Raw genomic sequence first — 26,701 nt, 5'->3', positions numbered from 1 at the left:
AGGCTGCCCTGTTCGACTACGGCGCCGGGAACCTCCGTTCGTTGCGGTCGATCTTCGCGTCCAGCGCCGCGAGCGGGTCGATGTCCAGGACGTCACACAGCTGCAGCAAGTAGGCGAGCACGTCCGCGACTTCGTCCGTCACGCGGTGCGCGGTGTCCGGGTCGTCCATGACGCGGGCCGACTCCTCCGGCGTCAACCACTGGAAGATCTCGACCAGTTCGGAGGCCTCGACGCTGAGTGCGGCGACGAGGTTCTTGGGGGTGTGGTACTGCCGCCAGTCGCGGGCGGCGGCGAAGTCGGCCAGCCTGCGCTGCAGTTTCGCCACGTCGAGAGGATCGGTCACGGCTCCAGGTGTACCACCGTGACGGGCTCCGGCCCGGCCGCCCACGAGGCGTCGCTGACCGCGGCCACGACGCGGATGTGGCCTCGGCCGACGGTCCGCATGGCCAGCCGTAGCAGTTCCCGTCGCTGCCGTGGGTCCAGTGAGCGGTCGAAGCCGTCGGCGAGGACGGTGAGCGTCTGCATGGCCGCGGGCACCTCGCCCGCGGTGTCCACCTCCAGGACGCCCGGCCCGGTCAGCAGGACCAGCGCGAGGGCGAGGTATCTGAGCTCGCCGTCGCCGAGGCGCCGCAGAGCTGTCCGGAAACCGTCGCCGCGGTCGAGCAGGGCCTGCACGGTCCCGTCGCCCAGCGGCTCGGCGAGCACGTCGGCCACCGGCCCCGCGCAGCCCGCGCGCACCACCTCGACGAGCTGTGCGTGCCGTCGTGTGCACTCGGCGCGGGTGCGCCACAGGACGTCGGCGAGGTTGTCGCAGCCGCCGAGGAGCAGTCCGGAGCCGAGCGGGGCCGGGGCGCGCATCCGGCCGGGGTGCGGATCGCAGGCGAAGACGGACCGCAGGGCGACGACCATCTGTTCGGCGGCGGCGAGCACCCGGCGCTGTCCGTCGGTCTTGCCGGCCACGCGCAGCGGCAGCAGCGCGGTGCCGAGCCGGTCGTCGGGCAGCGGCGCCCGCGTCACCGGTGCCGAACCCGCGGTGTGCCAGGCGGCCTGCACGGTGCGGCGGGAGGGGTCGCGCAGGGCGGTCTCCAGGAGCACAAGACCGCCCGCGGTCAGCCGCTCGCCCACGATGCGCAGTTCGGGCTCAGCCTGCACGGCGACGTCGAGCCGGACCGGCCCCTCGGGCCCGTCGGCCGTACAGCCGATGCGGAACCCGCGCCGCCGCTGCGCATCGGGCCGCGCGCGCTGCGGCACACAGTCGGCCGCGTCGGGGAACACCTCCCCGACCTCGGCACCGCCGCCGAGCCGGGCCAGCGCCTCGTAGGCCCGCAGCGCGCTGGTCTTCCCGCAGCCGCTGCCCCCGGCGAAGAGGGTGACCGGCCCGAGCTCGAAGGCGGCCCGCCGGTGTCCGGCGAAGGCGGACAGCCGCAGCTCGGTGACACAGGGGCGGTCCGGGCGCGGGCGGTCCGCGAGGATTCGCAGCGGGGACGACGTAGCGGAGTGCGCCGCGGGCGGCACGGATGACACGGTCATGTCCGGACCGTAGGGCGGTGCACGGAAGGTGAACCGTTACGGCGTCCGGAGCTTCCTACGATCGGGGGACCGCGGTCAGGAACCGGCCGCTGAGGCGCTCTCCACCAGGTCGGTGACCTCGGTGTCCGCCGGGGTCAGCAGGAAGACGTTGCGGTCGACGCGGTGCATGCCGCTCGCGAGGCCGAAGACGACTCCGGTGCTGAAGTCGAGGACGCGCTTGGCGACCTCGGCCTCCGCCCCGCTCAGGTCGAGCAGGACGGGAACGCCTGCCATCAGGGTCTCGGCGACCTCGCGGGCGTCCGCGAAGACATTGACCCTGAGGACGACGAAACGGCGCCGGGCCTCCGTCAGGGCTTCGGGGTGCGCGCGGTGGTCCACGGCGGACGGCCAGGCGTCGCGTCCCCGCAGCGGCACCACCTGGGCGAGCCCTTCCCACTGTTCATCGGTGACGTCGTGGCGGTTCACCGGCTCCCCCCGAACTGACTCGCACTCATTGCCTGCACCAGCCAATTCTTACGCCACGTCACCCGTTCGGCCCAACAGCGACACGGTCCGCGACCGTCACAACCGTTCCGCGGCGACGGGAACCGGCCAGATATGAGCCGGTTCCTGTTCGAACAAGGCTTCTTACCCGTCTCACACCGGGCTTTTCCCCTCCGGCCACGTACTGGTCACCGGGCGCCACTAGCGTGCGCTGCCGTGCACTTGGCAGAAACCCAGCTGGTGACACCCGGCCGGCGGACGCAGTCGGCGGTGTCCGCCCCACCGGAACCTCCCGCGCAGTGGCATCGCGTGCTCACTCTGCTGGCGAACGTCAGCCTCTTCATCGGTACGCGCACGGTGTGGACGCAGGCGGCGAGTCACCGGCCGGCCGTGGCCGCCGTCATCTCGGTGTGCTACGCCTCGATCCTGGTGTGCGGGGTGCTGGCGCTCGTCGTGCGCCGGGCCCGGTCGCTCGCGCGGCTCGACGCGCTCGTGCTGGTGACCGCCGTGGTCCTCGCCCTGTCCGCCTGGGCCATGAACCACAGCGGCTCGGACGAGGCGGTGCTGACCACCCAGGCCGCCAAGGAGCTGGTCGCCGGCCACCACGTCTACGGGCATCCGTGGCCCTGGCTCTTCCAGAAGGGCATCGCCCTCACCACGACCTTCGACGGCGGCTACGACTACACCTACGGCTATCCCCCGCTCGCCCCGCTGCTCACCGCGCCCCTGCTGTGGATCGGTCACGGCGGCGCCCCGGCGACGGCGGTCAGCACGGGCGCGCTGATCGTCGGCACGGTCGTGCTGTGGCGGATGCTGCCGGTGCAGTGGCGGTCGGCGGCGACCATGGCGTGCCTGGGCTTCGGGTTTCTGCCGACCTACGGCCGTGAGGGCTACCCGGCGATCATCGCGCTGGCCCTGCTGATCCCGGTGGCGGTGCGCTGGCCGCGGATCGGACAGGGCGGACGGCTCGGGGCGGCCGGTGTGGCGCGGGCCGCATGCCTGGGTGCCGCGTGTGCCGCGCAGCAGTTGCCCTGGTTCCTGACACCGTTCCTGCTGGCCGGGATCTACGCGGTGCGCCGCGGTGAGCTGGGCGGCCGGGCCGCGGCGCTGGTGGTGGCGCGGATCGCGGGGATCGCCGCGACCGTGTGGCTGCTGATCAACACGTACTTCGTCGTGAGCGAGCCGAGCACCTGGATCGGTGGCATCGCGCTGCCGCTGACCCAGGGGGCGACGCTGCACGGACAGGGCCTTGTAGGCGTGTCCCTGTACTACACGAACGGCAGCGACCGGGTCGACTGGTACGGGCACGCGAGCATGCTGCTGGCCGCGGCCCTGCTCGGGCTGCTGATCCTGTTCATGCGCCGGCTGGGGCCGGCGGCGACCGTGCTCCCCTGGTGCGCCTTCTTCCTGGCGACCCGCTCCCAGGACGGCTACTACCTGATGATGACGCCGCTGTGGCTGGCGACCGCCGTCACCGCACCGCCGTCCGAGTTCGTACGGGCCTGGCAGCCGCGCCCGCGTCCGCTGACCGGTCCCCACCGGCGCCCGGCGCTGGCCGCGGCGGCCGCGCTGCTGGTCGCCCCGGCGCTGGTGAGCGCCGTCGTGGCGGTCACCGGGAAGCCTCCGCTCAGGATGGAGATCGCCTCCGTGCGCCGGACGGCGGCGGACGCGAACGCCCTCGCCCGGCTGAGTCTGCGGGTCACCAACAGGGACGACAGCGCCCTGGAACCGCACTTCATGCTCACGGTCGGCCAGGGCCTGCGCGAGTACTGGACGGTCCTGAAGGGACCGGCCACCCTGCCCGCGCACGCCTCGGCCGACTATGTGATCCGGGCGCCCGACGGGAAGTTCACCCTGCCGGGGCCGAAGGCCCGGCTCCGGCTGCGGGTCTTCACGCCCGCACCGCAGACGCTGTCCAGCATGGACCTCCACCTGCGGGTGCGCGGCACCCGCTGACGCGCGTCAGGCCGCCGTACGCACGAAGCGGAGCGTGGCGGCGACCGTGGTCAGGCCGCGGATCATGCCCAGCTGGTTCCAGCCCAGGCCGAACTCGCCGCGGTCCACGGTGAACTCCGTCTCCAGGGTGAGCGCGTCGGCGTCCGCACCGGCCAGGCGGGCGGTGAGGGTCTGCGGGCGGCTGATGCCGCGCACGGTCAGCTGGCCGGAGACCTCGACGGTGGCGCCGGCGCCCGCCTTCGCGCTGCGGACGGCGAAGGTGATCTCGGGGTGGTTCGCGGTGTCGAAGAAGTCGGCCGAGCGCAGGTGCTCGTCCCGCTTCTTGTTCTTGGTGTCGAGGGTGGCGGCGTCCAGGGTCAGGGTGCCGGTGGCGGAGCCGTCGGGCTGCACCTCACCCTGTCCGCCGACGGCGCCGAAGGTGCCCTTGACGGTGACGAGGCCCCACATCGTCTTGTGGCGCAGGGCGACGGTGGAAGCGGCGGCGTCGAGCTGCCAGACACCGGTTTCGACGGCGACGGTCATGATCTTCTCCAGGGCGGGGAAAGCAAGTGCTTCAAATTTGGATGACTACGACCGACCGTAGAGCATTATCCAAATCTGGACAACCCTTCGGTCCAAAATTGGACAACGGTTAGACTCGACACCATGGCCGACCCCGAGGAGCACCCCACCGACCTGCCCGAATGCCCGTCCGCGCGGGGTGGCGGACTGCTGCCCAAGGAGCTGCGGGCCTGGATGGTGATGCTCGGGGCCGTGGGGGCGGTGGAGCAGGAGCTGCGGTCGGTCGTGAAGGAGCGCCTCGACGTCTCGCACGACGAGTTCCTGATCCTTTGCCTGCTCGCCGAGCAGCCCGGGACGGGGCTGCGCATGACGCGGATCGCGGAGCTCCTCGGCCGCCCGAAGACCCGGCTCACCTACCAGATCGCCTGTCTCCAGCACGCCGGGCTGGTCACCCGCCAGTCGGTCTGCGGCGACAAGAGGGGCATCGAGGTGGCCCTCACCGACAAGGCCCGCCGCCTCCTGGAGGAGGCCTCCGGCACCCTGGCCTCGACGGTCACCCGGGCGCTGACCCATGTGATGGGTCCGGACCAGCACGAGGCGATGTGCGGCCTGCTGCCCGAGCCGGCCAAAGAGGCCGCACCCGCCCAGGAGGCCGAACTCGCCGAGGAGTCCGAGCAGCCGTAGCGCGGGGTGACCCGCCGCCTGCTGGGTACTCGACGGTCCCGTGCCGGCGATCGCAGGAGGGCTCCATGGGCGCACTCGACCTGCCCGAACCCGTCGTCCGCAGCGGAGCCGCGCCGCCGGTCGACGCGGCGGGGCTGGAGGCCGCGTTGCGCGAGAGGGTCGACGGCGAAGTCCGCTTCGACGCCGGGAGCCGGGCCGCGTACTCCACCGACGCCTCGAACTTCCGGCAGACCCCGATCGGTGTCGTCGTGCCCCGCACCCCGGAGGCGGCCGCGGAGGCGGTGGCCGTCGCCCGCGAGTACGACGCGCCCGTCCTGTCGCGCGGCGGCGGGACCAGCCTCGCCGGGCAGTGCACCAACGCGGGCGTGGTGATCGACTGGTCGAAGTACTGCCACCGGCTCGAGTCCGTGGACCCGGACGCCCGCACCTGCATCGTGCAGCCCGGCATCGTCCTCGACGAACTGAACCGGCAGCTCGCCCCGACCGGCCTGCGCTACGGCCCCGAGCCCGCCACCCATATGAACTGCACCATCGGCGGCATGATCGGCAACAACTCCTGCGGCGCCACCGCGCAGGCCACCGGCAAGGTCGTCGACAACATCGCCCGGCTGGAGGTGCTGCTCTACGACGGCACCCGCTTCTGGTGCGGCGAGACCAGCGACGAGGAGTACGCCGAGATCGAGCGGCACGGCGATCTGCGGGCCGCCCTCTACCGGCAGTTGCGCGCCCTGCGGGACCGGTACGGCGACGAGGTCCGCCGCCGCTACCCGGACATCCCGCGCCGGGTCTCCGGCTACAACCTGGACTCGCTGCTGCCCGAGCACGGCTTCGACGTCGCGGGGCTGCTCGTGGGCAGCGAGTCGACGCTGGTCACCGTTCTGCGGGCGGAGCTGGAGCTGGTGCCCGTGGTCAAGGAACGGACGCTGGTCGTCCTGGGGTTCCCGGAGATCTCCGTGGCCGCCGACGCCGTACCGGCGATCCTGCCGTACGAGCCGATGGCGCTGGAGGGCGTCGACGCACGGCTCATCAAGGACGAGCGGATCAAGCGCCTCAATCCCAAGGCCCGCGCCCAGATGCCCGAGGGCAACGCCTTCTTGATGGTGCAGTTCGGCGGAGACACGGTCGAGGAGGCGGACGAGCGGGCGCACCGGATGCTCGACGGGCTGCACGAGTCCGAGCACGACGCCGAGGTGGCCTTCCTCGACGACCCCTCGCACGAGGAGGAGTTGTGGCAGGTGCGCGAGGCCGGCCTGGGGGCCACCGCGCACATCCCGGGCAAGCCCGACACCTTCGAGGGCTGGGAGGACTCGGCGGTGGCACCGGAGCGGCTCGGCGACTATCTGCGCCGATTGCGCCGCCTCTACGACGAGTTCGGGTACCTCAGCGACACCGGACCCAGCCTCTACGGCCACTTCGGGCAGGGCTGTGTGCACACCCGGATCCCCTTCGACCTGTACTCGGCCGACGGGGTGGCCACCTACCGGCGGTTCATGGAACGGGCGGCCGATCTGGTCGCCGAGTTCGGCGGATCCTTCTCCGGGGAGCACGGGGACGGCCAGAGCCGCGGTGAGCTGCTGCCGCGGATGTTCGGGGAGGAACTGGTCGAGGCCTTCGGGCGGCTGAAGGCGGTCTTCGACCCGCTCGACCGGATGAACCCGGGGAAGGTCGTGGCGCCGTACCGGCTGGACGAGAATCTGCGCCTGGGCGGCGACTGGGCCCCGTACGCACCCCGTGACCTGCACTTCCGCTTCCCGCACGACGGGGGCTCCTTCGCCGAGGCCGCCAACCGGTGCGTCGGCGTGGGCAAGTGCCGGCAGCTGACCAACAAGGGCGGCTCGGTGATGTGCCCCTCCTACCAGGTGACCCGGGAGGAGGAGCACTCCACGCGGGGACGGGCGCGACTGCTGTTCGAGATGCTCGACGGGCACGGGGACAGCGCGATCCGGGACGGCTGGCGCTCTCAGGCGGTACGGGACGCGCTCGATCTCTGCCTGGCCTGCAAGGGCTGCAAGAAGGACTGCCCGGCCGATGTGGACATGGCGACCTACAAGGCGGAGTTCCTGTCGCACCACTACGAGGGCCGGCCCTGGCGCAGGCCCCGCTCCGACCTGTCCATGGGCTGGCTGCCGGCCGTCGCGCAGGCCGTCGGCCGGGCCAGGCTCGGGCCGCTCGTCAACGCGCTCACCCACACCCCACCGCTGTCCCGGGCGGCCGTGGCGGCGGCCGGTGTCGAGAACCGGGAGATACCGCTGTTCGCGGGGCAGACCCTGCAGCAGTGGTTCGCAAGCCGTGGTGAGACGTACGGCGACGGGTCGCGCGGGAGCGTCCTGCTGTGGCCGGACACGTTCACCAACTTCTTCCACCCGCATGTCGGGCAGGCGGCCGTGGAGGTGCTGGAGCACGCCGGCTGGCGGGTCGAGCTGCCGCGGGAACCGCTGTGCTGCGGACTGACGTGGATCTCCACCGGCCAACTCGCCACGGCCGAGCGGGTGTTGGGCCGCACGGTGCGCCGTCTCGCCGGGCATGTCCGGGCGGGCGGGCTGGTGGTCGGCCTGGAGCCGAGCTGCACCACCGTGTTCCGTTCGGACATGGGCGAGCTCTTCCCCGGCGACCGTGACGCGCGCAGGCTCCGCGACCAGACGGTGACGCTCGCCGAGCTGCTCACCGAGCACTCCCCCGGCTACCAGCCCCCGCAGGTGCCGGACCGTTCGGCGCGGGCGCTGGCACAGGTGCACTGCCACCAGCACGCGGTGCTCGGCTGGGACGCCGACCGTGAACTGCTCGGCCGGGCCGGCGTGGACGCCGAGCAGCTGGAGTCCGGCTGCTGCGGACTGGCGGGCAACTTCGGCTTCGAACGCGGCCACCTGGAGGTCAGCGAGGCCTGCGCGGAACGCGTGCTGCTGCCCCGGCTGCGCGAGACCGACCCGGCGACGGTGCTGCTGGCCGACGGCTTCAGCTGCCGCACCCAGGTCCACGAGTTCGACAGCGGCGGCCACGAGGCGGTGCACCTCGCGGAACTGCTGGCCTCGGCGCTGCCCGAGGGTGCGCACGGCAGCGCCTACGGCGTCGGCGCGGGCGTACGGCCGGCCCCGCCGGGCCGCCGCGCCCAGTCCCTCGCCCTGGCCGGGGTGGGGCTGGGCGCGGCGGCCGCCGCAGCAGGCGTGACCCGCCTGTTGCGGCGGTGAGGACCGCGGTCAGGAGGCCTTGGCCGAGCGGCCCCGGACGAGCGCGAACGCCGCTGCGGCCAGGCCCAGTACGCCCACGACCAGCCCGGCGACACCGAGTCCGCGAGCGGTGGAGTCGCTGCTCGCCGCGCTCGACGTGGAGCTGCCGGCGCTCTTGGGCGTCGCCGACGAGGCCGAGGCGCTGCCCTCCTCGGCACCCTTGGCGGTCAGCTTGAGGACCGGTGCCGGGTTCTCCGGCTCGTCCGCACCGGACTGGGCCACGTCGATCCAGCGGACGGTCTTCCCGTCCGAATACGTCTGCAGGGTCTTGAAGGTCAACTGGTCGGTGTCGTCGGGCAGTTGACCGAAGGCGACGTTGAAGTCCTGGTACTGCCCGGCTCCGATTCTCCCGCCCGTCCAGGTGATCTCGGAGACGGCGTCGGTGATGGTGCCGTCGTCCGTCTTGACGGGTGTCTTCAGCTTGGTGTTGGTGACCTTCGCCGTCCAGCCGTTCTCCGGCGGCGAGACGAGCACACCGAGGACGGGGTGGTCGGTGGGCAGGAACACCTGCACCTTGGTGGTGCTCGCGGTGTCCTCCTCGTTGGGGACGCGGAAGGTGAGGACGCCGTCCGTGGCGCCCTTCGCATAGCTCTCGGGGTGGACGGTGACGTGCGCGGAGGCGATTCCCGCGGCGGCCAGGAGCCCCCCGGCGGTCAGCGCGGTGACGGTGCCGACGCGGCGCAGGGCGGTGCGTGCAGTGGACATGGGTGAGCTGATCTCCGTACTGAGGAAGGGATGTCGAGGTCAGATCGCGTACGACATCCCCGGCGGCGGACCGCGCCGCTGCACCGTGTGCCGCAACAGCAGCCCTCGCAACGGCCGCGGACCGTCGGCACCCGGGCGTACGGCGTCCGGCGCGGTCGGCAGGGTCCCCGCCCCGCCGCGCACCCGCCACCAGGCCGCGAGGCCCGGTACGAGCGCGGCGGCCCGCCGCAGCAGCGACCACAGCGCGGCCTCACCGCGCCGCAGCCACCAGGTCAGCACCACCGCGGCGCCGACGTGGGCGGCGGTGGCGTGCGGGGTCAGGGCGTGGGAGTGGCCCATGTGCATGGCGCTCATGCCCTGCATGCCGTACATGCCGTGCATGAGCATCATGGGGTGCGGGCGTACGGCGTCGAAGGCGAGGTGCAGTCCGGCCTGGGCCGTGAGCGTGCCGGCGCCGATCGCGACCAGCGAGCGCTCCCGGGCACCCAGCAGACAGCCGGCCCCGAAGACCGGTACGAACCCCGAGGCCTGCACCCACACGGGCGGTGCCGTCCCGGTCGCCAGTGCGTGTCCCCCGGCGGCGAGCAGCACGCACAGCGCGGCGAACACCGCCGCGCGCAGCACGCGTACCGAAGGAGACGCCCTCATGGCGCCAGATCCTGCCACGCGCCCGGGTGGCAGCACCCGGCGGATCCCCACGCGCACAGGTGCAGACTGGAGCCCCGAGAAGAAGTGCCGGAGAAAGGCGGTGACGGGGTGACGGCCGAACTGCGCATCCGTATCGACGGCGTCGACCTGCCGGGTCGCGTGTGCGGGCCCGGCGGTGACATGCCGTCGTACTCCGACATCCATGTGGCCGTGCAGCGCCGGGACCGGCCGGGCGAGCTTCTCGATCCGCAGCCCGGCGACGCCGGGGCCGTGAGCTGGACGCTGGAGTGCACGGTCACAGGTACGGACGTCAAGGGGCCGTATGTTCAAGGGCGTCCGGGCGGGCGGTTCGTCTATCTGTCCTGGGGGACGGTCGACGACTCCGGTGCCTTCGGCATGTTCCGGCGCGCCAAGCTGATGCTGGACGCCGTGCCCGTCGAGGTGCTCGGCGCCGCTGTGCGCGAGGGACTGCTGGTCGGGCGGCTGCGGCTGACCGACGCCCACGGGAACCCGCTGTGCGCACGGGTGGTGCCGCCGCAGATCGCCTGGAGCGCGGAACGGGGGTAACGGCCCAGGGCCCACGGCGGTCTGCGTACCATGGGCGCCGTGACAGCCCGTGCACAGCATCGCGATGCGCCACCGCCTTCCCTGCGGTGGCGGGTGCTGCTCGTGCTCGGGCTGCTGGCCGGGCTGCTCGCCATGCACGGCCTGGCGCCCGTCGGCGGTGTCGTCGAGCACTCCGCCGCACGGCACATCACGGCGGCGGCCGCCGTGCACGGCGACTGCGCGGGTGACGACTGCGGTGGCGGTCATGTCCATCACGCCGACCGGACCTGCGCGTCGGGTGCCCTGAGCGGTGGGCCGACGCTGCCCGCCCTCGTCGCCGACCCGGTGCCGGTGCCGGCCCCCTCCGACGCCCCCTGCCCGTATGCGGGCACGGCCCCGGACGGTGCACGCGCGCCGCCCTCCCTGGCGGAACTGCAACTCCTGCGGATCTAGACACCACGCGGCACCGCGCCCCCCGCACGACCGGCGACGCGGTGCGCCTCGGCACGTCCAGATCCCTTTTCACGCAGCAACGCAGGAGTTCCAGCATGCGCAACACCCGTACCTCCATGGCCCGTCGCACCGCCCTGGTGGCCGCGACCGTCACCGCCGGGCTCGTCCTGGCCGCCTGCGGCGGCAGCAGCGACAGCGGGAGCGGCGGCCACGACAGCCACAGCTCCGGCTCGTCCTCGCCCTCGTCGAGCGCCGCCGCTCACAACGCGCAGGACGTGTCCTTCGCGCAGGGCATGATCCCGCACCACCAGCAGGCCCTGGAGATGGCGAAGCTGGCGGCGGGCCGGGCCTCGTCCGCCAAGGTCAAGGATCTCGCCGCGCGCATCGAGAAGGCGCAGGACCCGGAGATCCGCACCATGAGCGGCTGGCTGAAGTCCTGGGGCCAGGCGGTGCCCTCGGCGATGCCCGGCATGGACCACTCGGCCCACTCGGGCATGGCCGGAATGATGGACACCAAGGACATGGACAAGCTGGCGAAGGCGTCCGGCACCGAGTTCGACACCATGTTCCTGACCATGATGATCGAACACCACAAGGGCGCCGTACAGATGGCCGGCACGGAGAAGTCAAAGGGCGCCTACGCCCCCGCCACGTCCATGGCGGACAACATCATCACCGGCCAGACCGCCGAGATCAAGGAAATGAACCAGCTCCTCGGCAAGAGCTGACGTCCTGAGGGGAGGGACCGCTGACCGGTCCCTCCCCGCCGCCCTGAAGGGACGCGCCCCAAAGGGGCGCGGGGAACTGCGCGACAAGCCCCGACGGCGCAGCAGACGAAAACACACCACGCCCCCACGGACCTCACCGCAAAAGCGCTGCAAGCACCTCCGCACAGATGGCCAAGGCCGTCTCCGCCGGCGTACGCGCCCCGATGTCCAGCCCGATCGGCCCATGGATCCGCCCGAGCAGCCCCTCGTCCAGACCCGCCTCCACCAGCCCGGCGGCGCGCCGCTCCTGCGTATGGCGGGAGCCCAGCGCGCCGACGTACGGGACACCGGAGGTCAGTGCGGTGTGCAGAGTGGGCACGTCCACATCGGGCTCATGGCTCAACATGATCAGACAGGCGGCGGCCGGATGCGAGACGAGTAGCTTGCCCGCATCCCGGGCGACCGACGTCACCGTGGCCTGCCAGCCGAGCAACCCCGCCTGGGTGACGAGGAGTTCGGCGAGTTCGCCACCGCCGACGATGACGAGGTGGGGGACGGCGGGGCAGGTCTCGACGAGGCAGAGTCCGGCCTCGGTCGCGTGCACCTCGCGTCCGGCGCGGTGGCGGGCGAGCAGGGCGCGGGCGCTAACGGCGGCCTGGGGCGGCACGTCCGGGCCGTCGGCCCTGTCGTCCGGGGTGACGACGGCGCTGACGGCATGTGTCCGCCGCTCGTCCAGCCAGGTGACCAGCGCCGCGTCGGCACCCGCACCGAGCAGCTCCCACCAGCGGGCCGGTACGGCGGCCAGGGGCTGGAGCAGGATCTCGGCCTGGCCTCCGCAGGTCAGCCCGGCCTGCTTCACGCCGTCGTCGTGCACGGCCACCGCGACCACCCGGGCGGTGTGACCGGGCGGGAGCGAGGCCGCCTCAGCGACCAGCTGCCGGTCGAAGGCGCCCCGGTAGAGCCGGCCGTGACACTGCCCGTCCTCGTCGACGAGGATCGCGTCGGCCGGATCGCGCGGCCCGAAGCCCCGCTCGCTGAGCGGCCGCGCCAGGACCGCCGCACGGCCCTGCGCCGTCCACCGTGCTGCCGTATCGGCCAGTTCGCGCATGGATCCAGCGTAGTCCGCAGGTCAGTACACGTCCCTGAGGTAGCGCTTCTCGCTCGCGAGCTGTTTGACGTAGGCCGCCGCGCCCGTCTCGTCCAGGCCGCCGTGCACCACCGCGATGTCGCGCAGGGCCTTGTCGACGTCCTTGGCCATGCGGGAGGCGTCGCCGCAGACGTAGAAGTGGGCGCCGTCCTGGAGCCAGGACCACAGCAGCGGGCCGTGTTCGCGCATCCGGTCCTGGACGTAGACCTTGGCGCGCTGGTCGCGGGAGAAGGCGGTGTCCAGACGGGTCAGGGTGCCCTCGGCGAGGAAGGCGGTGAGCTCCTCCTCGTAGTAGAAGTCCGTGGCCCGGTGCTGCTCGCCGAAGAACAGCCAGTTCGGGCCGCGGTGGCCGAGCGCGCGGCGCTGTTCCAGGAAGCCGAGGAAGGGGGCGACTCCGGTGCCGGGGCCGACCATGACCATCGGGGTGGCGGGGTCGGCGGGCGGGTGGAAGTGGGCGGAGCGCTGGACGTGGACCGGTACGGGGGTGTCCTGCTCGGCGTCGGCCAGGAAGGGGGAGCAGACGCCCTGGCGGGGGCGGCCGTGCAGGTTCTCGTAGCGGACCACGGAGACGGTCAGCGAGACCAGGTGGGGGTCGGTCAGCGGACTGGACGATATGGAGTACAGGCGTGGCTGCAGACGGCCCAGCGCGTCCGCCCACTCCTGGGCGTCGGCCCCGACCCGGTGCTCGGCGACCACATCCACGGCCTGCCGGCCCCAGGACCACTTCGCCAGCTCGCCCTTGTTGTCGGGGCGCAGCAGCTTCTTCAGCTCCCGTGGGTCGCGGGCCCGTTCGGCGACGAAGCGGAGCAGGTCGGGGCTGACGCGGGTGATGTCGAGGTGCCGGAGCAGGGCCTCGCCGAGGGGGACCTCGCCTGCGCCCTTCACCTCGACCGCCGTCTCCGCGTCCAGGCCGGTGACGGTCAGCCACTCGGCCACCAGTTCAGGGGAGTTGAGGGGGCGGACCCCGAGTGCGTCGCCCGCCTCGTAGAGCAGCGGGGTCTCGCTGTCGCGGGTGTCGAAGGTGAACCGGCGGACCTCCTTGCCGGCGCCGGGGAGGCTGAGGAGACGGTTGCCGGTGAGGCGGGCGGTGACCGGGGCGGGTTTCTTCGTACGCGGGGCGTGGGCGGGCGGGGCCGGGGCCGGGCGTTCCGGCGTACCGGACAGGGCGGTGAGCACCTGGTCGAGCCAGGCGTGGGCCGCGTCCTCGTAGTCGGGTTCGCAGTCCGTGCGCGGGGCGAGGCGCAGTCCGCCGAGCTCGTCGAGGCGCTGGTCGAGGCGGCGGCCGTGGCCGCAGAAGTCGTCGTAGGAGGAGTCGCCGAAGGCGAGCACCGCATACCGTCGCCCGTCCATGCGCAGGGTGTCGGACGCGGCCAGGGTCTCCCAGAACCCGCTGCCGTTGTCGGGGGCGTCGCCGTCGCCGAAGGTGCTGGTGACCAGGAGCAGGTCGGCGCCGGACGGCAGCGCGGCGGGGTCGGCCTCGTCCATGCCCAGCAGCGAGGCGGAGTGCCCGTCGGACTTGACGCGTTCGGCGACGGCGGCGGCGAACTCCTCGGCGTTGCCGGTCTGCGAGGCCCAGAGGATCACGACCTCACGGCCGGGTGACGACGTGGCCGGTACGGCGGTGTCGGCGGCCCGCGAGTACATGCCGGCCAGCACCCCGTTGACCCACAGGGCGTGCTCGGGGCTGAAGGGCGCGGAGGCCGGCAGCACCGGCACGCCCGGAGCGCCGGAGTGGATGCCGGCGAGGAAGCCGACGAGGTACTGCCGTTCCTGCGCGGTGAGCACGGGCGGCGGGGCGGGCGCGAGACCGAACGGGTCGGAAGCGGGCGCCGCAACCGGTACGGCCTCAACTGCCGCTTCCACGACCGGAGTTCGCACCGTGACCGGCGTCGACACCTTGGTCAGCGACACCGCGCACACCTTCAGCTCCGGCTGGAAGGACAGCGGGTCGACGGCGTCGCTCGTCACGGCGTTGACGCTCAGGTACTCGCCGAACAGGTCGTTCCAGTGGAACGGCGCGAAGCAGCTCCCGGGCCGCACCCGGTCGGTGACCCGGGCGGGCAGTACGGCCCGGCCGCGCCGCGAGGCGACCTCCACCGAGTCGCCGTCGCCGATGTCGAGTGCGGCGGCGTCCTGCGGGTGGAGCTCCACGAACGGCCCGGGGTTGAGCTTGTTGAGCTTGGGCACCTTCGCCGTCTTGGTCAGCGTGTGCCACTGGTGCTGCAGCCGCCCGGTGTTCAGTACGAACGGGTAGTCGTCGTCCGGCATTTCGGCAGCCGGGAGGTGCGGGCGGGCGTAGAAGGCGGCGCGGCCGCTCGCGGTGGGGAAGGTGAGGGAGCCGTCCGCGCCGACGTAGCGGATCGGGTTGCGGTCGGGTCCGTCGCCGCTCGCGGCGGGCCACTGCACGGGGGTCTCGCGGAGCCGCTCGTAGGTCACCCCGCGCAGGTCCCAGCCGGTCTTCGGGTTCCAGGCCTGCTTGATCTCCTCGAAGATCTCCTCGGCGCTGTCGTAGGCGAACCCCTTCTCGTAGCCCATCTCCCGTGCGACGGCGGCGATGAGCCGCCAGTCCGCCGTGGCCTCGCCGGGCGGGTCGGCGGCCGGCCGGGCCAGGGTGAGGTTGCGCTCGCTGTTGATGAGGACGCCCTCGGTCTCGGTCCACAGGGCGGCGGGCAGGACGACGTCGGCGTAGGCGTTGGTCTCGGTGTCGGCGAAGACGTCCTGGGTGACGACGAACTCGGCGGCCTCCAGGCCCTCGATGACCGTCTTGCGGTTGCCGACGGAGGCGACCGGGTTGGTGCAGATGATCCAGCAGGCCTTGATCTCTCCGTCGGCCATCTTCTGGAACATCTCGACGGTGCCCTTGCCGACCCCGTCGGCGCGGATGGTGCCGGGTTCCAGTCCCCACAGCTCCTCCACGAACGCCCGCTCCTCGTCGACCAGCACGGACCGCTGGCCGGGGAGACCGGGGCCCATGTAGCCCATCTCCCGGCCGCCCATGGCGTTGGGCTGGCCGGTGAGGGAGAACGGGCCGCTGCCCGGCCGGCAGATCGCGCCCGTCGCGAGATGCAGATTGACCAGGGCGTTGGTGTTCCAGGTGCCGTGCGTGGACTGGTTGAGGCCCATGGTCCAGCAGCTGGTCCACTCCCCTGCCTCGCCGATCAGCCGGGCGGCCTCCCGGATGTCGTCCTCGGGGATGCCGGTGATCCGGGCGACCGTGGCGGGCGGGTAGTCGGCGAGGAAGGCGGGCATCTCCTCCCAGCCGTCGGTGTAACCGGCGATGAACTCGGGGTCCGTGTGGCCGCTCTCGTGCAGGAGGTGCAGCAGGCCGTTCAGCAGGGCGAGATCGGTTCCCGGCTTGATCTGCAGGAACAGGTCGGCCTTGTCGGCGGTGGCGGTGCGGCGCGGGTCGACGACGACCAGCTTGGCGCCGGCCGACTTCACCCGTTCCATCATGCGCAGGAAGAGGATCGGGTGGCAGTCGGCCATGTTGGAGCCGATGACGAAGAAGAGATCGGCCCGGTCGAGGTCCTGGTAGGAGCCGGGCGGTCCGTCGGCGCCGAGCGACAGCTTGTAGCCGGTGCCCGCGCTGGCCATGCACAGCCGCGAGTTCGACTCGATCTGGTTGGTCCGCACGAACCCCTTGGCCAGCTTGTTCGCCAGGTACTGCGCCTCCAGGCTCATCTGCCCTGAGACATAGAAGGCGATCGCGTCCGGCCCGTGCTCGTCGACGATGGCGCGCAGCCTCCGGGCCGTCTCGCTGACGGCCGCGTGGACGGCGTCCGGCACGGGCTCCTCGCCCCGGTCGTGCCGTACGAGGGCCGTGGTCAGCCGTCCGGGAGCGGCGAGCAGGTCGGCGGTGGTCGCGCCCTTGGTGCACAGGCGGCCGAAGTTCGCGGGGTGCTCCTTGTCGCCGGACGCCTTCAGGACCGTACGACGGCCGTCCGGTCCGAACCCGATGTCCAGCACGATGCCGCAGCCCACCCCGCAGTACGAGCAGACCGTCCGCACCTTCGTCGCCGTCGTCGTGTCGGTGTTCCGCGAGTCCGGCGCGGCCACGGGCACCCCCTGCCTCTCATGATCGTCCCGCACGGGTGGAGCTTCCGTGACGGTACGAAATGCCCATTACACGGGTGTCTCCTGGGCCGGTCATCAGGGGTTACGCCGGGCGCACAGGGGTCGGAAGGGCGGTGTGAGAGGTCCTTCGGGGAGCGGATCGGGGGGTGAGAGGTCAGCTGCCGACTCCGCAGGCCGCCAGCAGCACCAGGACCAGGGTGGTCGCGGCGAGCAGGCCGTGGGCGCCGACGACCAGCACGGGCAGGTGCCGTTCGGCGGGTGTCGTCGCCTCGGTGGTGGCGGGGGCCGCGCGGTACACGGGGATCCAGCGGGCGAGCATGGTGAAGCCGAGCAGGGCGACGGCGACGAGCACGCCGAAGGACGCCCATGCCAGGGCGGTCCGGTCGGCGGCGAGATAGACGATCCACACCACCAGTCCGGCGGCCGCCAGCAGGAAGTGCCCGAAGACCAGCGACGCCGGGAACCGGGTGGTCCCGGTCTGCTGCTGGCGCAGGCCACCGCCGGAGATCCAGCGGACGAGGAGGAAGAATCCACCGACGGCGGTCACGATCCAGGCGACGAGAGCGGCGATGTCCATGTCCGGCTCCAGTGGCTCGGGCCCGATGGTTCTGGTCAGGGCGTCGTACGGGTACTGCGGTACCCCTCCGTCTGCACGGACTCGGCGGCCACGCGGACGCCGTAGCGGTAGGCGAGCTTGCCGCCCAGGTATCCGGAGACACCGAGGGCGGCCAGGGCGACGGCGGAGAGTGTCAGCTGCCCGTTGCCGACGCTCTGCCCTCCCGCGTAGCCGTCGCCCTGACGCCAGGCGAAACCGGCCGCGTATGCCGCGGTCACGGCGAGGTTCAGTGCCATGTGCACCAGCGCCGTACGGAAGGCCGGTGTCCCGGTGGGGATGGCGAACAGGTCGAGGAAGCCGACGCTCGCCGCGGCCAGGGCGCCGAGCACACCGATCGCGATCAGCCAGGCCGAGCCATGGGTCAGAAAGCCCGGCCGGTCGACGATCTTGGAGGCGATGTCGAAGACCAGGCTGCAGACCCAGGCCCCGATCGGCACGGTGACCAGGATCGGATGGAACGGATGTCCGTAAGGGCCTGCCAGCGCGCCGCTGACCGGCTGCTTCGCCTGACGTAGCTCACTGTCGACCGTCATGGGGCACCTCGCCTGAGAGGTATTTCACCAACAAGTGTTGGTCTTATTCGCGTGGAGGTCAACCGTGAACGCCGAGTACCCCGAATCGGAGTTACCGTGAGCCCGTGACCTCCGGCTCCGACCCCATGTCCGCACTCGCCGTCCTCGGCGACGAGTCACGGCGCCGGCTGCTGGACTTCGTACGGCGGGCCCGGCGGCCGGTGACCCGGGAGGAGGCCTCGGCGGCGGTCGGGATCTCCCGCAAGCTCGCGGCCTTCCACCTCGACAAGCTGGTGGCCTCGGGCCTGCTGCAGTCCCGGCACGGCGGGCACGGCCCGCGCCGGGTCGGCCGCGCCCCGAAGGTGTACGAGCCCGCCCCGCACACCCTCTCCCTGAGCCTCCCTCCGCGCCGCCACGACTTGCTGGCCTCGCTCTTGACCGAGGCCCTGACGGCGCAGAGGCAGGGGGAGAGCGCGCAGGAGGCGGCTTTGCGCGTGGCCGGGGAGAGGGGCGAGGCCGTGGGCGCCGAGGCCCGGGGCGGCGACCTCATGGCCACCCTGGAATCGCTCGGATTCGAGCCCGCCGAGGAGGGAGCCGGGCGCACGGTGCTGCACAACTGTCCCTTCCATCCGGTCGCCGCACAGGCGCCGGATCTGATCTGCGGCATGAACCACGCCTTCCTGCGCGGCTGTCTCGCCGCGTCCGGCCATCCCGAGACGACTGCCCTGCTGACCCCGCAACCCGGTATCTGCTGCGTCGAGTTGCACACCGAGCGATAAGAACCGGCAGGAGCCGGCAGGGAAATGCCGTGCGCGTTCGAATTCACGGTCCCTTCGTTTTCTCCACGGAATACCACCGGAATGCAATGCGTGCATTGGGGCGATGAGGTCCGTTCTCACAGTGACCCTGCAGTCGGAAATGAGGCAACGAAACGATCGATTAACTGACGCGTAGCGGACGGGAATCGTCGCAACGGTGCACTCCTGGTCACCGCCGTTCACGCACAGCGTCAGGAGGGACCATGTCCTTCTTTGCCAGGGGATCCTGGCCAGCAGACCATCGCGACGAGATCGTCGCGGGCGCGCTCGTCGCGGCCGTCGTCGTGGTCCTCGGATACGCCTCGGGCATTGGCGCCCAGGCACCGACGACCATCGACACCGCGGCCCCGCCCGCGTCCGAGACCTCTGCCGCACCGCACCAACCCACGGCCCGCTCCGCAACCGGACCTCCCGACACCGGCGCCGGGAATTACGGCTCCGGCTCGGCGGGCGGCTATTGGCCGGGCGGCAACGACGCCGGAATTCCCGTGGCGGGTGGCATGCCGTCCACCGGCGGGGAAAGCGGCCACGGTCACGGTACGGGCGGATCGGGCGGCGCATCGGGGGGCGGATCCAGCACCGGACCCTCGCCCTCCCCCACTCCGACCCCCACGCCCTCGGACAACTGCGACGAGGGTGAAGTCCACCTCGTACAGCCGCTGTTGAACGGCGTGGTCACTCCGGTCACCGGTCTGCTGGACGGGCTCCTGAGCCCGGCCTCCCCGAGTCCGTCGCCCTCACCGTCCCCCTCGTCGTCGGCCGGCGCCCTGTCCTCGCTGTGCGTCGGTGTCGCCGCCTCACCCTCGGTCGTCCCGGAGGTACTGCCGTGAGACGCCGCGCCCCGTCCCTGCTCGCCCTGCTCCTGACCGCGCTCGCGACCCTGCTGTTCGCGGCACCCCCCGCCGCGGCCCACACGGAGTTGAAGTCCTCCGCGCCGAAGGACGGCGCCCGGCTCCTGCACACCCCCGCCACCGTGCGACTCACCTTCAGCGAACCGGTCGAACCGGCCGACGTGCATGTCAAGGCGGCCGGCAAGCGGCTGGCCGTGTCCCGGGGCGACCACGGCAAGGACAGCGTCGAGGTCACCGTCCCGAAGGTCTCGGAGCGGGAACAGAGCAAGGACCGGGGTGATCTGACCCTGGCCTGGCAGGTACTGGACATGGAGGACGGGCATCTCACGTCCGGGACGCTCTCCTTCCGCCTCACCGCCAAGGCGGCCCACCCGGCCGAGGCAGCGGCGCTCCCGGAGCCGTCCGAGGCGGTGCACTCCGCCTGGGTCGCCGCCCGCTGGGTCGGCTATCTCGCCCTTGCCCTGTTCGTCGGCGGTCTGGCGTTTGTCGCGCTGCTCTGGCCGCAGGGCGCGTGGGACCGTCGTACCCGCCGCGTCCTCACCCTCTCCTGGGCCGCCGGTCTCGTGGCGAGTCTGCTCGCGCCCGGACTCCAGGGCGCGTACGGATCGATGGGCACGCTCGGCGCCGTGTTCCGGCCCGGCACCTATACCGACCTGTTGAACACCGAGGTCGGCGTCGTGGCCGCCTGCCGGGTGCTGATGTGGGTGCTCGCCGCCATCGCGCTGGCCGCCCTGCTGCAGGGCGGGGACCGGGCCGCACGGTCGCCCGGCTGGCGGGTCGGCGCGCTCGCCGTCGGCCTCGGACTGCTGCGGACGACGAGCATGACCGGCCACAACTCCGAGGGCACGCACCCCGGTTGGGGCGCGGTGGCCGACCTGGTCCATCTGCTCGGCGTCTCGCTGTGGCTCGGCGGTCTGACGGTGCTGCTGCTCGGGGTGCTGCCCCGGCGCCGCCCCGACGAGCTGTCGGCCGTCGTGACCGGCTACTCCACGCTGGCCGGGGTGTCCGTCGCGGCGATCGTGGCGGCGGGGGCGGTGCTGACCTGGCAGGTGGTCGGGTCCTTCGACGCCCTGTTCCACACCGGCTACGGGCAACTGCTGCTGGTCAAACTCGCCGTACTGGCCGCCGTACTGCTGATCGCCCAGCGCAGCCGCGGCTGGGTGCGGACGCGGCTCGACATCGCCGTACTGCTGCGCGGCGACCGCGCCACCGTGCGGCCCTTCGTCCACTCGGTCGCGGCCGAGACGGGGCTCGTCCTCGTCGTACTCGCCGCGACGAGTCTGCTGGTCACGTCCGCTCCCGGCCGCTGACCCGCACCCCTGTCCCACCCCTCTCCCCTCACCAGGGAACTCACAAGGGAGAAGCACCACCATGCACACAGAGGAAACCACCGCACCCGCGCCGCACCACCGGCGCTCCCGTGCGGGCAACCGGGTGCTGCTGGCCACCGGCCTCGGCGCCGGTCTCGCCGCAGTGGCCGGCCTGGGCCTGCTCCAGGCCTCCGCCGGGGCCGCGGCCCCGCAGACGGCCACCCCGGCGGCCGAGGCCAAGTCGATGTCGGACATGGGCCACTCGTCCGGCAAGGCCGCGGCGGCCGACTACACCATCGAGATCAAGAACTACAAGTTCGCCCAGCCCAAGCTGACGGTGAAGGTCGGCGACACCGTGAAGTGGGTCAACGAGGACTCCGCGCCGCACACCGTCACCACCACCAGCGGCCCGGCCAAGTTCGACTCCGGGACCCTGCAGAAGGGCGACAGCTGGTCGTACACCTTCACCAAGGCCGGTACGTACCAGTACTACTGCGCGGTCCACCCGGACATGACGGCGTCGATCACCGTCGTCGCGGACAGCGGCGGCTCGGGCGGCTCCACGGGCGGCTCGACCGGGGGCTCGACCGGCGGCAGCACCGGCGGCTCGACCGGAGGATCCACGGGCGGCTCGACGGGCGGTTCCACCGGCGGCTCCACGGGTGGCTCGACCGGCGGCTCCACGGGCGGTTCGACCGGCGGGGGCAGCAGCTCCGGCGGTACCGGCGGCGGGGGCGACGGCGACTGCGTCAGCGTCCAGCAGGTCCTGCTGCCGATCCTGCAGCACATCAACAAGGCACACCTGGAGGAGTCCCCGGGCCAGCAGGTCCAGGACGCGCTCAAGCTCGACAGCTACCTCAAGATGCACACCGTCTGGCTGGAGTCGATCCTCACCCCCGCGGTGAACGGCACCGGCAGCGTCGCCGACGACACCCTCGGGGTGCTCCTGCAGCACATCAACAAGGCACACCTGGAGGAATCCCCGGGCCAGCAGCTCGCGGACATCCTCAACCCGGACGCCTACGTGAAGATGCACACGGTCTGGGCCGAGCACCTGCTCGCTCCCACCGAGAACTACGTCACCAACTCCTGCTGAACCAACTCCTGTTGGCTTCCCCCAGCAGGACGCGGGGGGGGGGGGGGGGGGGGGGGGGGGGGGGGGGGGCGCGGCCCCGCGCCCCCCGCCCCCCCGGCGCCCCCCCCCCCCGCCCCCCCCGCCGCGCGCGCGCCCCCCCCCCCCCCCACCCCCGCCCCCCCCCCGCCCCCCCCCCCCCCCCCCCCCCCCCCCCCCCCCCCCCCCCCCCCTCACTCCATTCTCCCCGCCCGTCACTCCGCTCGCCCACGAGGTGCCGAGATGACCACCGAGACCCAACCCACCGCCGTCCTGCCCCCGGCCCGCCCGGGCCCCGACTGGCTGCCCGACCCCGGCACCTACGGCGCCGCCCCGGACCGGTGCATCGTCGAACTGACCGCCCGTTTCGGCCCGTTGACCACCCTGCGCCGCCGACTCACCGCCCTGGACGCGACCCTCACCGTGGCGCCCGACTCCGACGACTGCGTGCTGAGCCTGGAGCTGGCCGGCCGGCCGCTGGGCGGCAGGGTGCTCACCTTCGTCAGCACCAGCCTCACGCCCACGGACGAGGCCACCCGGCTGCACGTCCCCGGTGAACTGGAACTGGCCGGTGAACCGGCCCCGGCCCTCTTCGGCTTCCGTGTCGTCGAGCGCACCGCCGACCGCCTCCTGGTCCTCGGCACGCTCCGGCTGCCGTACCGACCCCTGCGCCGTACGACCGGCCTCGCCCTGCCCCGCATCCGTCCCGCAGACCGCATCCGGCTGCTCGTAGCCGCGGAGTTCACATGCCCCGTCTGACCGCCCTCCTCGGCGCCCTCTTCCTGGCGGGCGCCGCGCTCGTCCTGCCCGCCCCCGCGGTACAGGCGGCCGCCGGCCACCAAGTCCTCATGTCCGGCTACGCGTTCTCGCCCCGCACCCTGACCATCACCGCCGGGGACACGGTCACCTGGACCAACCAGGACCAGGCACCCCATGACGTCGAGACGACCTCCGGCCCTGCCTCCGTCCACTCCCCCATGCTCAACAAGGGCGGCAGCTGGAGCCACACGTTCACCACACCGGGGACCTACGGCTACCTCTGCACCGTGCATCCGGGCATGACGGCCCAGCTCGTCGTGCAGCCGGCCGCCGCGCCCGCGCCCACCGTCCACCAGCACCAGCACCAGACGGCCGCCGCGCCCGCCACCCACCCCGCCGGCGCAACGCCGTCGTCCATGCACATGGGCCACAGCGCCGAGGCCGCCGCCCCGGGAGCCGCCAAGACGCCGTCACCCTCCCCCACGGCCTCCGCCTCCGCCCCCGCGGCGGCACAGCAGCCCGCCGTGGACAACGCCGCCTCCGCCGTCCGCCCCCTCAGCCCCCTCCTGCTCCTCACCGGCGTCGTGGCAGGCGTGGCCGTCCTGTGTCTGCTCCTGGTCGGCTCCCGCTCGGCCGCCGCCGCGTCCCGGAACGAGGAGGCGGGTACGGGCTGACCTCGCACCGGGCCGGTCACGCCCGGCGCAGCACCACCAGCACGACCAGCAGCACGGTTGCGCCCGCGCTCGTCCCGTGGGCGACGACCGCCGTCAGCGGAAAGTGCCGCTCGGCGGTCCGTGCGCCCCGCGAGTGCCGTCCCGAGCTGGGCAGCCAGCGCAGCAGCATCATGAAGCCGAACGCGGCGACCACCAGCACCACGGCACAGGCCGCCCAGGCCGTGCCCCGGACCGCGCCCGCGAGATAGGCCGTCCAGCAGACCAGACCGGCGACGGCCAGCGCGACATGCCCCACGACGAGCCACAGCGGCAGCCGCGTCACCCCCGGCGTGCGCTGCCGCAGGCCGCCGTGGCGGATCCACACCGAGGCCAGATAGCCGCCGAGCCCCGCGGTCAGCAGCCACGCGCACAGAACGAAGACACTCACGCGCTCCAGCACAGCGCAGGGAACGAGTGCAGAACGGACATCCATTCACTGATTCACCCGTAGGCGTGAACAGTGGTGCGAACCCCTTGCCAGGCCTTGATCCGCGGGGGTTCCCCCGGAGGTCATCGACCGGCCACCAAACCTGTCTCGTTCGTTTTCTTGAATCATTCGTGTTTATGCGGGTAGCTTGGGTGCCATGACTTCACCCCAGACTCCGACCACCGCCGAGGAGCTGCGCGGTGCCGGCCTGCGGGTGACGGCCGCCCGCGTCGCGCTGCTCGAGACCGTCCGCGAGGGTGACCACCTCGGTGTCGAGGCGATCGCCTCGGGTGTGCGGGACCGGGTGGGCCACATATCCCTGCAAGCCGTGTACGAGGCGCTGCACGCCCTCACCACGGCCGGACTCGTACGTCGCATCGAGCCGCCGGGCAGCCCGGCCCGGTTCGAGGGCAGGGTCGGGGACAACCACCACCACCTGGTGTGCCGCTCGTGCGGTGCCGTCCTGGACGTCGACTGCGCGGTCGGTCATGCCCCCTGTCTCACCGCCTCGGACGACCGAGGCTTCGCGATCGACGAGGCCGAGGTCATCTACTGGGGCCTGTGCCCCGACTGTTCCACCGCTCGCACGGCCTGAGCACCAACCCCGGAAGGATTCCCATGTCTGAGAACAACGCCGCTGAAGCGAAGTGCCCGGTGGCGCACGATCGCGCTCTGCACCCGACCCAGGGCGGCGGAAACCGCCAGTGGTGGCCGGAGCGGCTCAACCTGAAGATCCTTGCCAAGAACCCTGCCGTGGCGAACCCCCTCGGTGAGGACTTCGACTACGCCGAGGCGTTCAAGAGCCTCGACCTGCCGGCCGTGAAGCAGGACATCGCCGCGATCCTGACGGACTCCAAGGACTGGTGGCCGGCCGACTTCGGGCACTACGGCCCGTTCATGATCCGTATGGCCTGGCACAGCGCGGGCACCTACCGCATCAGCGACGGCCGTGGCGGCGCCGGCGCCGGCCAGCAGCGCTTCGCCCCGCTGAACAGCTGGCCGGACAACGGCAACCTGGACAAGGCCCGCCGTCTGCTGTGGCCGGTGAAGAAGAAGTACGGCAAGAGCCTGTCCTGGGCCGACCTGATGATCCTTGCGGGCAACGTGGCGCTGGAGTCCATGGGCTTCAAGACCTTCGGCTTCGGCGGTGGCCGCGAGGACGTGTGGGAGTCGGAGGAGGACGTCTACTGGGGTCCCGAGAAGGTCTGGCTCGACGACCAGCGCTACACCGGCGACCGTGAGCTGGAGAGCCCGCTCGGCGCGGTCCAGATGGGTCTGATCTACGTCAACCCCGAGGGCCCGAACGGCAACCCGGACCCGATCGCCGCGGCCCGCGACATCCGTGAGACCTTCCGCCGCATGGCGATGGACGACGAGGAGACCGTCGCCCTCATCGCCGGTGGCCACACCTTCGGCAAGACCCACGGCGCGGGCCCGGCCGACCACGTCGGCGCCGACCCCGAGGCCGCCCCGATCGAGGACCAGGGCTTCGGCTGGAAGAGCACCTACGGCTCCGGCAAGGCCGGCGACGCGATCACCTCCGGCCTGGAGGTCACCTGGACCGCCACGCCGACCAAGTGGAGCAACGGCTTCTTCAAGAACCTCTTCGAGTACGAGTACGAGCTCACCGAGAGCCCGGCCGGTGCGAAGCAGTGGGTCGCCAAGGACGCCGAGGCGATCATCCCCGACGCCCACGACGCGTCGAAGAAGAAGCTCCCGACGATGCTCACCACCGACCTGTCGCTGCGCTTCGACCCGGTCTACGAGCAGATCTCGCGTCGCTTCTACGAGAACCCCGACCAGTTCGCGGACGCCTTCGCCCGCGCCTGGTACAAGCTGACCCACCGTGACATGGGCCCGAAGTCGCTGTACCTCGGCCCGGAGGTCCCGGAGGAGACCCTGCTGTGGCAGGACCCGCTGCCGGAGGCCGAGGGCGAGCCCATCGACGCCGCCGATGTCGCGGCGCTCAAGGCCAAGCTGCTGGAGTCGGGTCTGTCCGTGGCCCAGCTGGTGTCCACGGCGTGGGCCTCGGCCTCGACGTACCGCAACAGCGACAAGCGCGGCGGTGCCAACGGCGCCCGCATCCGCCTGCAGCCGCAGGCCGGCTGGGAGGTCAACGAGCCCGACGAGCTGGCTCAGGTGCTGCGCGTCCTCGAGGGCGTCCAGGCGGAGTTCAACGCCAACTCCGGCGCCAAGAAGGTCTCGCTGGCCGACCTGATCGTCCTCGGTGGCGCCGCCGCCGTGGAGAAGGCCGCCAAGGACGCCGGTCACGACATCGAGGTGCCCTTCACCCCGGGCCGTGTGGACGCCACGGAGGAGCACACCGACGCGGAGTCCTTCGCCGCGCTTGAGCCCACCGCCGACGGCTTCCGCAACTACCTGGGCAAGGGCAACCGCCTGCCGGCCGAGTACCTGCTGATCGACAAGGCCAACCTGCTGGGTCTGAGCGCCCCCGAGCTGACCGTCCTCGTCGGCGGTCTGCGCGTCCTCGGCGCCAACTACCAGCAGACCGCGCACGGCGTCCTCACCGACACTCCCGGCAAGCTGACGAACGACTTCTTCGTCAACCTGCTCGACCTGGGCCACACGTGGACGCCGGTCTCCGAGGACCAGACGGTCTTCGAGTGCCGTGACGACGCGACCGGCGAGGTCAAGTGGACCGGTACCCGTGCCGACCTGGTCTTCGGCTCGAACTCCGAGCTGCGTGCGCTCGCCGAGGTCTACGCGGCCGACGACGCGAAGGAGAAGTTCGTGAACGACTTCGTCGCGGCGTGGGTCAAGGTGTCGAACGCGGACCGCTTCGACATCGCCTGACCGTACGGTGACCGGGCTCGGTCACCGAGCAGGCCACTGACGTCCGGGCCGTCCCGCAAGGGGCGGCCCGGACGTCGCCTCTTCCGCCCGTGCATCACCGCTTGCGCCGTGC

Annotated in this window: 25 protein-coding genes; 14 read left to right on the top strand and 11 right to left on the bottom strand. The window is 72.1% G+C overall.

All coding sequences use genetic code 11. The features are described 5' to 3' along the window. Positions 1–16 precede the first annotated feature (16 nt). From ACIBW9_RS39480 to ACIBW9_RS39470, 3 genes are all read right to left on the bottom strand, one after another. Positions 17–343 (bottom strand): nucleotide pyrophosphohydrolase, encoded by a 327-nt coding sequence (locus ACIBW9_RS39480; protein ID WP_398962753.1) that lies wholly within the window; start codon positions 341–343, stop codon positions 17–19. Continuing rightward, the gene (locus ACIBW9_RS39475; protein ID WP_398962750.1) at positions 340–1,530 is read right to left on the bottom strand and encodes an ATP-binding protein; all 1,191 of its coding nucleotides are present in this window, start codon (positions 1,528–1,530) and stop codon (positions 340–342) included. The genes ACIBW9_RS39480 and ACIBW9_RS39475 overlap by 4 nt, the downstream gene beginning before the upstream one ends. A gap of 75 nt (positions 1,531–1,605) precedes the next feature. Beyond that, entirely contained in the window at positions 1,606–1,995 is a 390-nt protein-coding gene (locus tag ACIBW9_RS39470; RefSeq protein ID WP_398962747.1) for a cell division protein SepF, read from the bottom strand. A 240-nt stretch (positions 1,996–2,235) separates the two neighbouring features. Here ACIBW9_RS39470 and ACIBW9_RS39465 point away from each other — a divergent pair, with 240 nt between their 5' ends. Continuing rightward, entirely contained in the window at positions 2,236–3,969 is a 1,734-nt protein-coding gene (locus tag ACIBW9_RS39465) for a hypothetical protein (protein ID WP_398962928.1), read from the top strand. Between the two features lie 6 nt (positions 3,970–3,975). Here ACIBW9_RS39465 and ACIBW9_RS39460 read toward each other — a convergent pair whose 3' ends face one another. Continuing rightward, positions 3,976–4,491, bottom strand: coding sequence for a YceI family protein (locus ACIBW9_RS39460; protein ID WP_398962744.1), 516 nt, complete (start codon positions 4,489–4,491; stop codon positions 3,976–3,978). A gap of 123 nt (positions 4,492–4,614) precedes the next feature. Here ACIBW9_RS39460 and ACIBW9_RS39455 point away from each other — a divergent pair, with 123 nt between their 5' ends. Both ACIBW9_RS39455 and ACIBW9_RS39450 read left to right on the top strand, forming a co-directional pair. Further along, complete coding sequence (locus tag ACIBW9_RS39455; RefSeq protein WP_398962741.1) at positions 4,615–5,154, top strand: MarR family winged helix-turn-helix transcriptional regulator; 540 nt, start codon at positions 4,615–4,617, stop codon at positions 5,152–5,154. 65 nt (positions 5,155–5,219) lie between these two features. After that, the gene (locus ACIBW9_RS39450) at positions 5,220–8,339 is read left to right on the top strand and encodes an FAD-binding and (Fe-S)-binding domain-containing protein (protein WP_398962738.1); all 3,120 of its coding nucleotides are present in this window, start codon (positions 5,220–5,222) and stop codon (positions 8,337–8,339) included. Between the two features lie 9 nt (positions 8,340–8,348). On the opposite strand, the gene ACIBW9_RS39445 is transcribed toward ACIBW9_RS39450, so the two are convergent. Together ACIBW9_RS39445 and ACIBW9_RS39440 are read right to left on the bottom strand one after the other, a co-directional pair. Next, positions 8,349–9,083 carry a YcnI family protein gene (locus tag ACIBW9_RS39445; protein WP_398962735.1) on the bottom strand — a complete coding sequence of 245 codons (735 nt, stop codon included), beginning with the start codon at positions 9,081–9,083 and terminating at the stop codon, positions 8,349–8,351. A 39-nt stretch (positions 9,084–9,122) separates the two neighbouring features. Further along, on the bottom strand, positions 9,123–9,731 hold the full coding sequence (locus ACIBW9_RS39440; protein ID WP_398962732.1) for a hypothetical protein: 609 nt from the start codon (positions 9,729–9,731) through the stop codon (positions 9,123–9,125). Between the two features lie 108 nt (positions 9,732–9,839). On the opposite strand from ACIBW9_RS39440, the gene ACIBW9_RS39435 reads away from it, so the two are divergent. The 3 genes from ACIBW9_RS39435 to ACIBW9_RS39425 all read left to right on the top strand — a co-directional run bounded on the left by ACIBW9_RS39435 (position 9,840) and on the right by ACIBW9_RS39425 (position 11,458). Next, positions 9,840–10,298: a DUF5990 family protein gene (locus ACIBW9_RS39435; RefSeq protein ID WP_398962925.1), complete on the top strand. Its 459-nt coding sequence runs from the start codon at positions 9,840–9,842 to the stop codon at positions 10,296–10,298. 39 nt (positions 10,299–10,337) lie between these two features. Then, positions 10,338–10,730, top strand: a complete 393-nt coding sequence (locus ACIBW9_RS39430; RefSeq protein WP_398962729.1) for a DUF6153 family protein — start codon at positions 10,338–10,340, stop codon at positions 10,728–10,730. 95 nt (positions 10,731–10,825) lie between these two features. Further along, a complete protein-coding gene (locus ACIBW9_RS39425) occupies positions 10,826–11,458 on the top strand; it encodes a DUF305 domain-containing protein (RefSeq protein ID WP_398962726.1) in 633 nt (210 codons plus the stop codon). Positions 11,459–11,591: 133 nt separating this feature from the next. Here the strand turns inward: ACIBW9_RS39425 and ACIBW9_RS39420 are convergent, their stop codons facing one another. The 4 genes from ACIBW9_RS39420 to ACIBW9_RS39405 all read right to left on the bottom strand — a co-directional run bounded on the left by ACIBW9_RS39420 (position 11,592) and on the right by ACIBW9_RS39405 (position 17,807). Then, positions 11,592–12,545 (bottom strand): XdhC family protein, encoded by a 954-nt coding sequence (locus ACIBW9_RS39420; protein WP_398962723.1) that lies wholly within the window; start codon positions 12,543–12,545, stop codon positions 11,592–11,594. A gap of 21 nt (positions 12,546–12,566) precedes the next feature. Continuing rightward, positions 12,567–16,640 carry a molybdopterin-dependent oxidoreductase gene (locus ACIBW9_RS39415; RefSeq protein ID WP_398962923.1) on the bottom strand — a complete coding sequence of 1,358 codons (4,074 nt, stop codon included), beginning with the start codon at positions 16,638–16,640 and terminating at the stop codon, positions 12,567–12,569. Positions 16,641–16,812: 172 nt separating this feature from the next. Beyond that, positions 16,813–17,235 (bottom strand): hypothetical protein, encoded by a 423-nt coding sequence (locus tag ACIBW9_RS39410; RefSeq protein WP_398962720.1) that lies wholly within the window; start codon positions 17,233–17,235, stop codon positions 16,813–16,815. Between the two features lie 35 nt (positions 17,236–17,270). After that, positions 17,271–17,807, bottom strand: a complete 537-nt coding sequence (locus tag ACIBW9_RS39405) for a DUF2231 domain-containing protein (protein ID WP_398962717.1) — start codon at positions 17,805–17,807, stop codon at positions 17,271–17,273. A 104-nt stretch (positions 17,808–17,911) separates the two neighbouring features. Between ACIBW9_RS39405 and ACIBW9_RS39400 the strand changes: the two genes are divergently transcribed. From ACIBW9_RS39400 to ACIBW9_RS39375, 6 genes are all read left to right on the top strand, one after another. Beyond that, on the top strand, positions 17,912–18,565 hold the full coding sequence (locus ACIBW9_RS39400) for a helix-turn-helix transcriptional regulator (protein WP_398962714.1): 654 nt from the start codon (positions 17,912–17,914) through the stop codon (positions 18,563–18,565). A gap of 242 nt (positions 18,566–18,807) precedes the next feature. Further along, positions 18,808–19,434, top strand: coding sequence for a hypothetical protein (locus ACIBW9_RS39395; RefSeq protein ID WP_398962711.1), 627 nt, complete (start codon positions 18,808–18,810; stop codon positions 19,432–19,434). Continuing rightward, a complete protein-coding gene (locus ACIBW9_RS39390; protein WP_398962708.1) occupies positions 19,431–20,765 on the top strand; it encodes a copper resistance protein CopC in 1,335 nt (444 codons plus the stop codon). Before ACIBW9_RS39395 ends, ACIBW9_RS39390 begins: the two co-directional genes overlap by 4 nt. A 61-nt stretch (positions 20,766–20,826) precedes the next feature. Further along, on the top strand, positions 20,827–21,861 hold the full coding sequence (locus ACIBW9_RS39385) for a plastocyanin/azurin family copper-binding protein (protein WP_398962705.1): 1,035 nt from the start codon (positions 20,827–20,829) through the stop codon (positions 21,859–21,861). Between the two features lie 258 nt (positions 21,862–22,119). Beyond that, the gene (locus ACIBW9_RS39380; RefSeq protein ID WP_398962702.1) at positions 22,120–22,635 is read left to right on the top strand and encodes a hypothetical protein; all 516 of its coding nucleotides are present in this window, start codon (positions 22,120–22,122) and stop codon (positions 22,633–22,635) included. After that, positions 22,623–23,309: a plastocyanin/azurin family copper-binding protein gene (locus ACIBW9_RS39375; RefSeq protein ID WP_398962700.1), complete on the top strand. Its 687-nt coding sequence runs from the start codon at positions 22,623–22,625 to the stop codon at positions 23,307–23,309. The genes ACIBW9_RS39380 and ACIBW9_RS39375 overlap by 13 nt, the downstream gene beginning before the upstream one ends. A gap of 16 nt (positions 23,310–23,325) precedes the next feature. On the opposite strand, the gene ACIBW9_RS39370 is transcribed toward ACIBW9_RS39375, so the two are convergent. After that, positions 23,326–23,736 (bottom strand): hypothetical protein, encoded by a 411-nt coding sequence (locus tag ACIBW9_RS39370; protein WP_398962697.1) that lies wholly within the window; start codon positions 23,734–23,736, stop codon positions 23,326–23,328. A gap of 196 nt (positions 23,737–23,932) precedes the next feature. Between ACIBW9_RS39370 and ACIBW9_RS39365 the strand changes: the two genes are divergently transcribed. After that, a complete protein-coding gene (locus tag ACIBW9_RS39365) occupies positions 23,933–24,370 on the top strand; it encodes a Fur family transcriptional regulator (RefSeq protein ID WP_351467940.1) in 438 nt (145 codons plus the stop codon). 23 nt (positions 24,371–24,393) lie between these two features. After that, positions 24,394–26,589, top strand: a complete 2,196-nt coding sequence (gene katG, locus ACIBW9_RS39360; protein ID WP_398962693.1) for a catalase/peroxidase HPI — start codon at positions 24,394–24,396, stop codon at positions 26,587–26,589. Positions 26,590–26,701 lie beyond the last annotated feature (112 nt).

Origin of the sequence: Streptomyces sp. NPDC049541 (assembly GCF_044465725.1) — a bacterium.
Lineage (GTDB): Bacteria > Actinomycetota > Actinomycetes > Streptomycetales > Streptomycetaceae > Streptomyces.
Note: the sequence above shows the minus strand (reverse complement) of the source record. Positions and strands in the feature narration are given on the sequence as shown.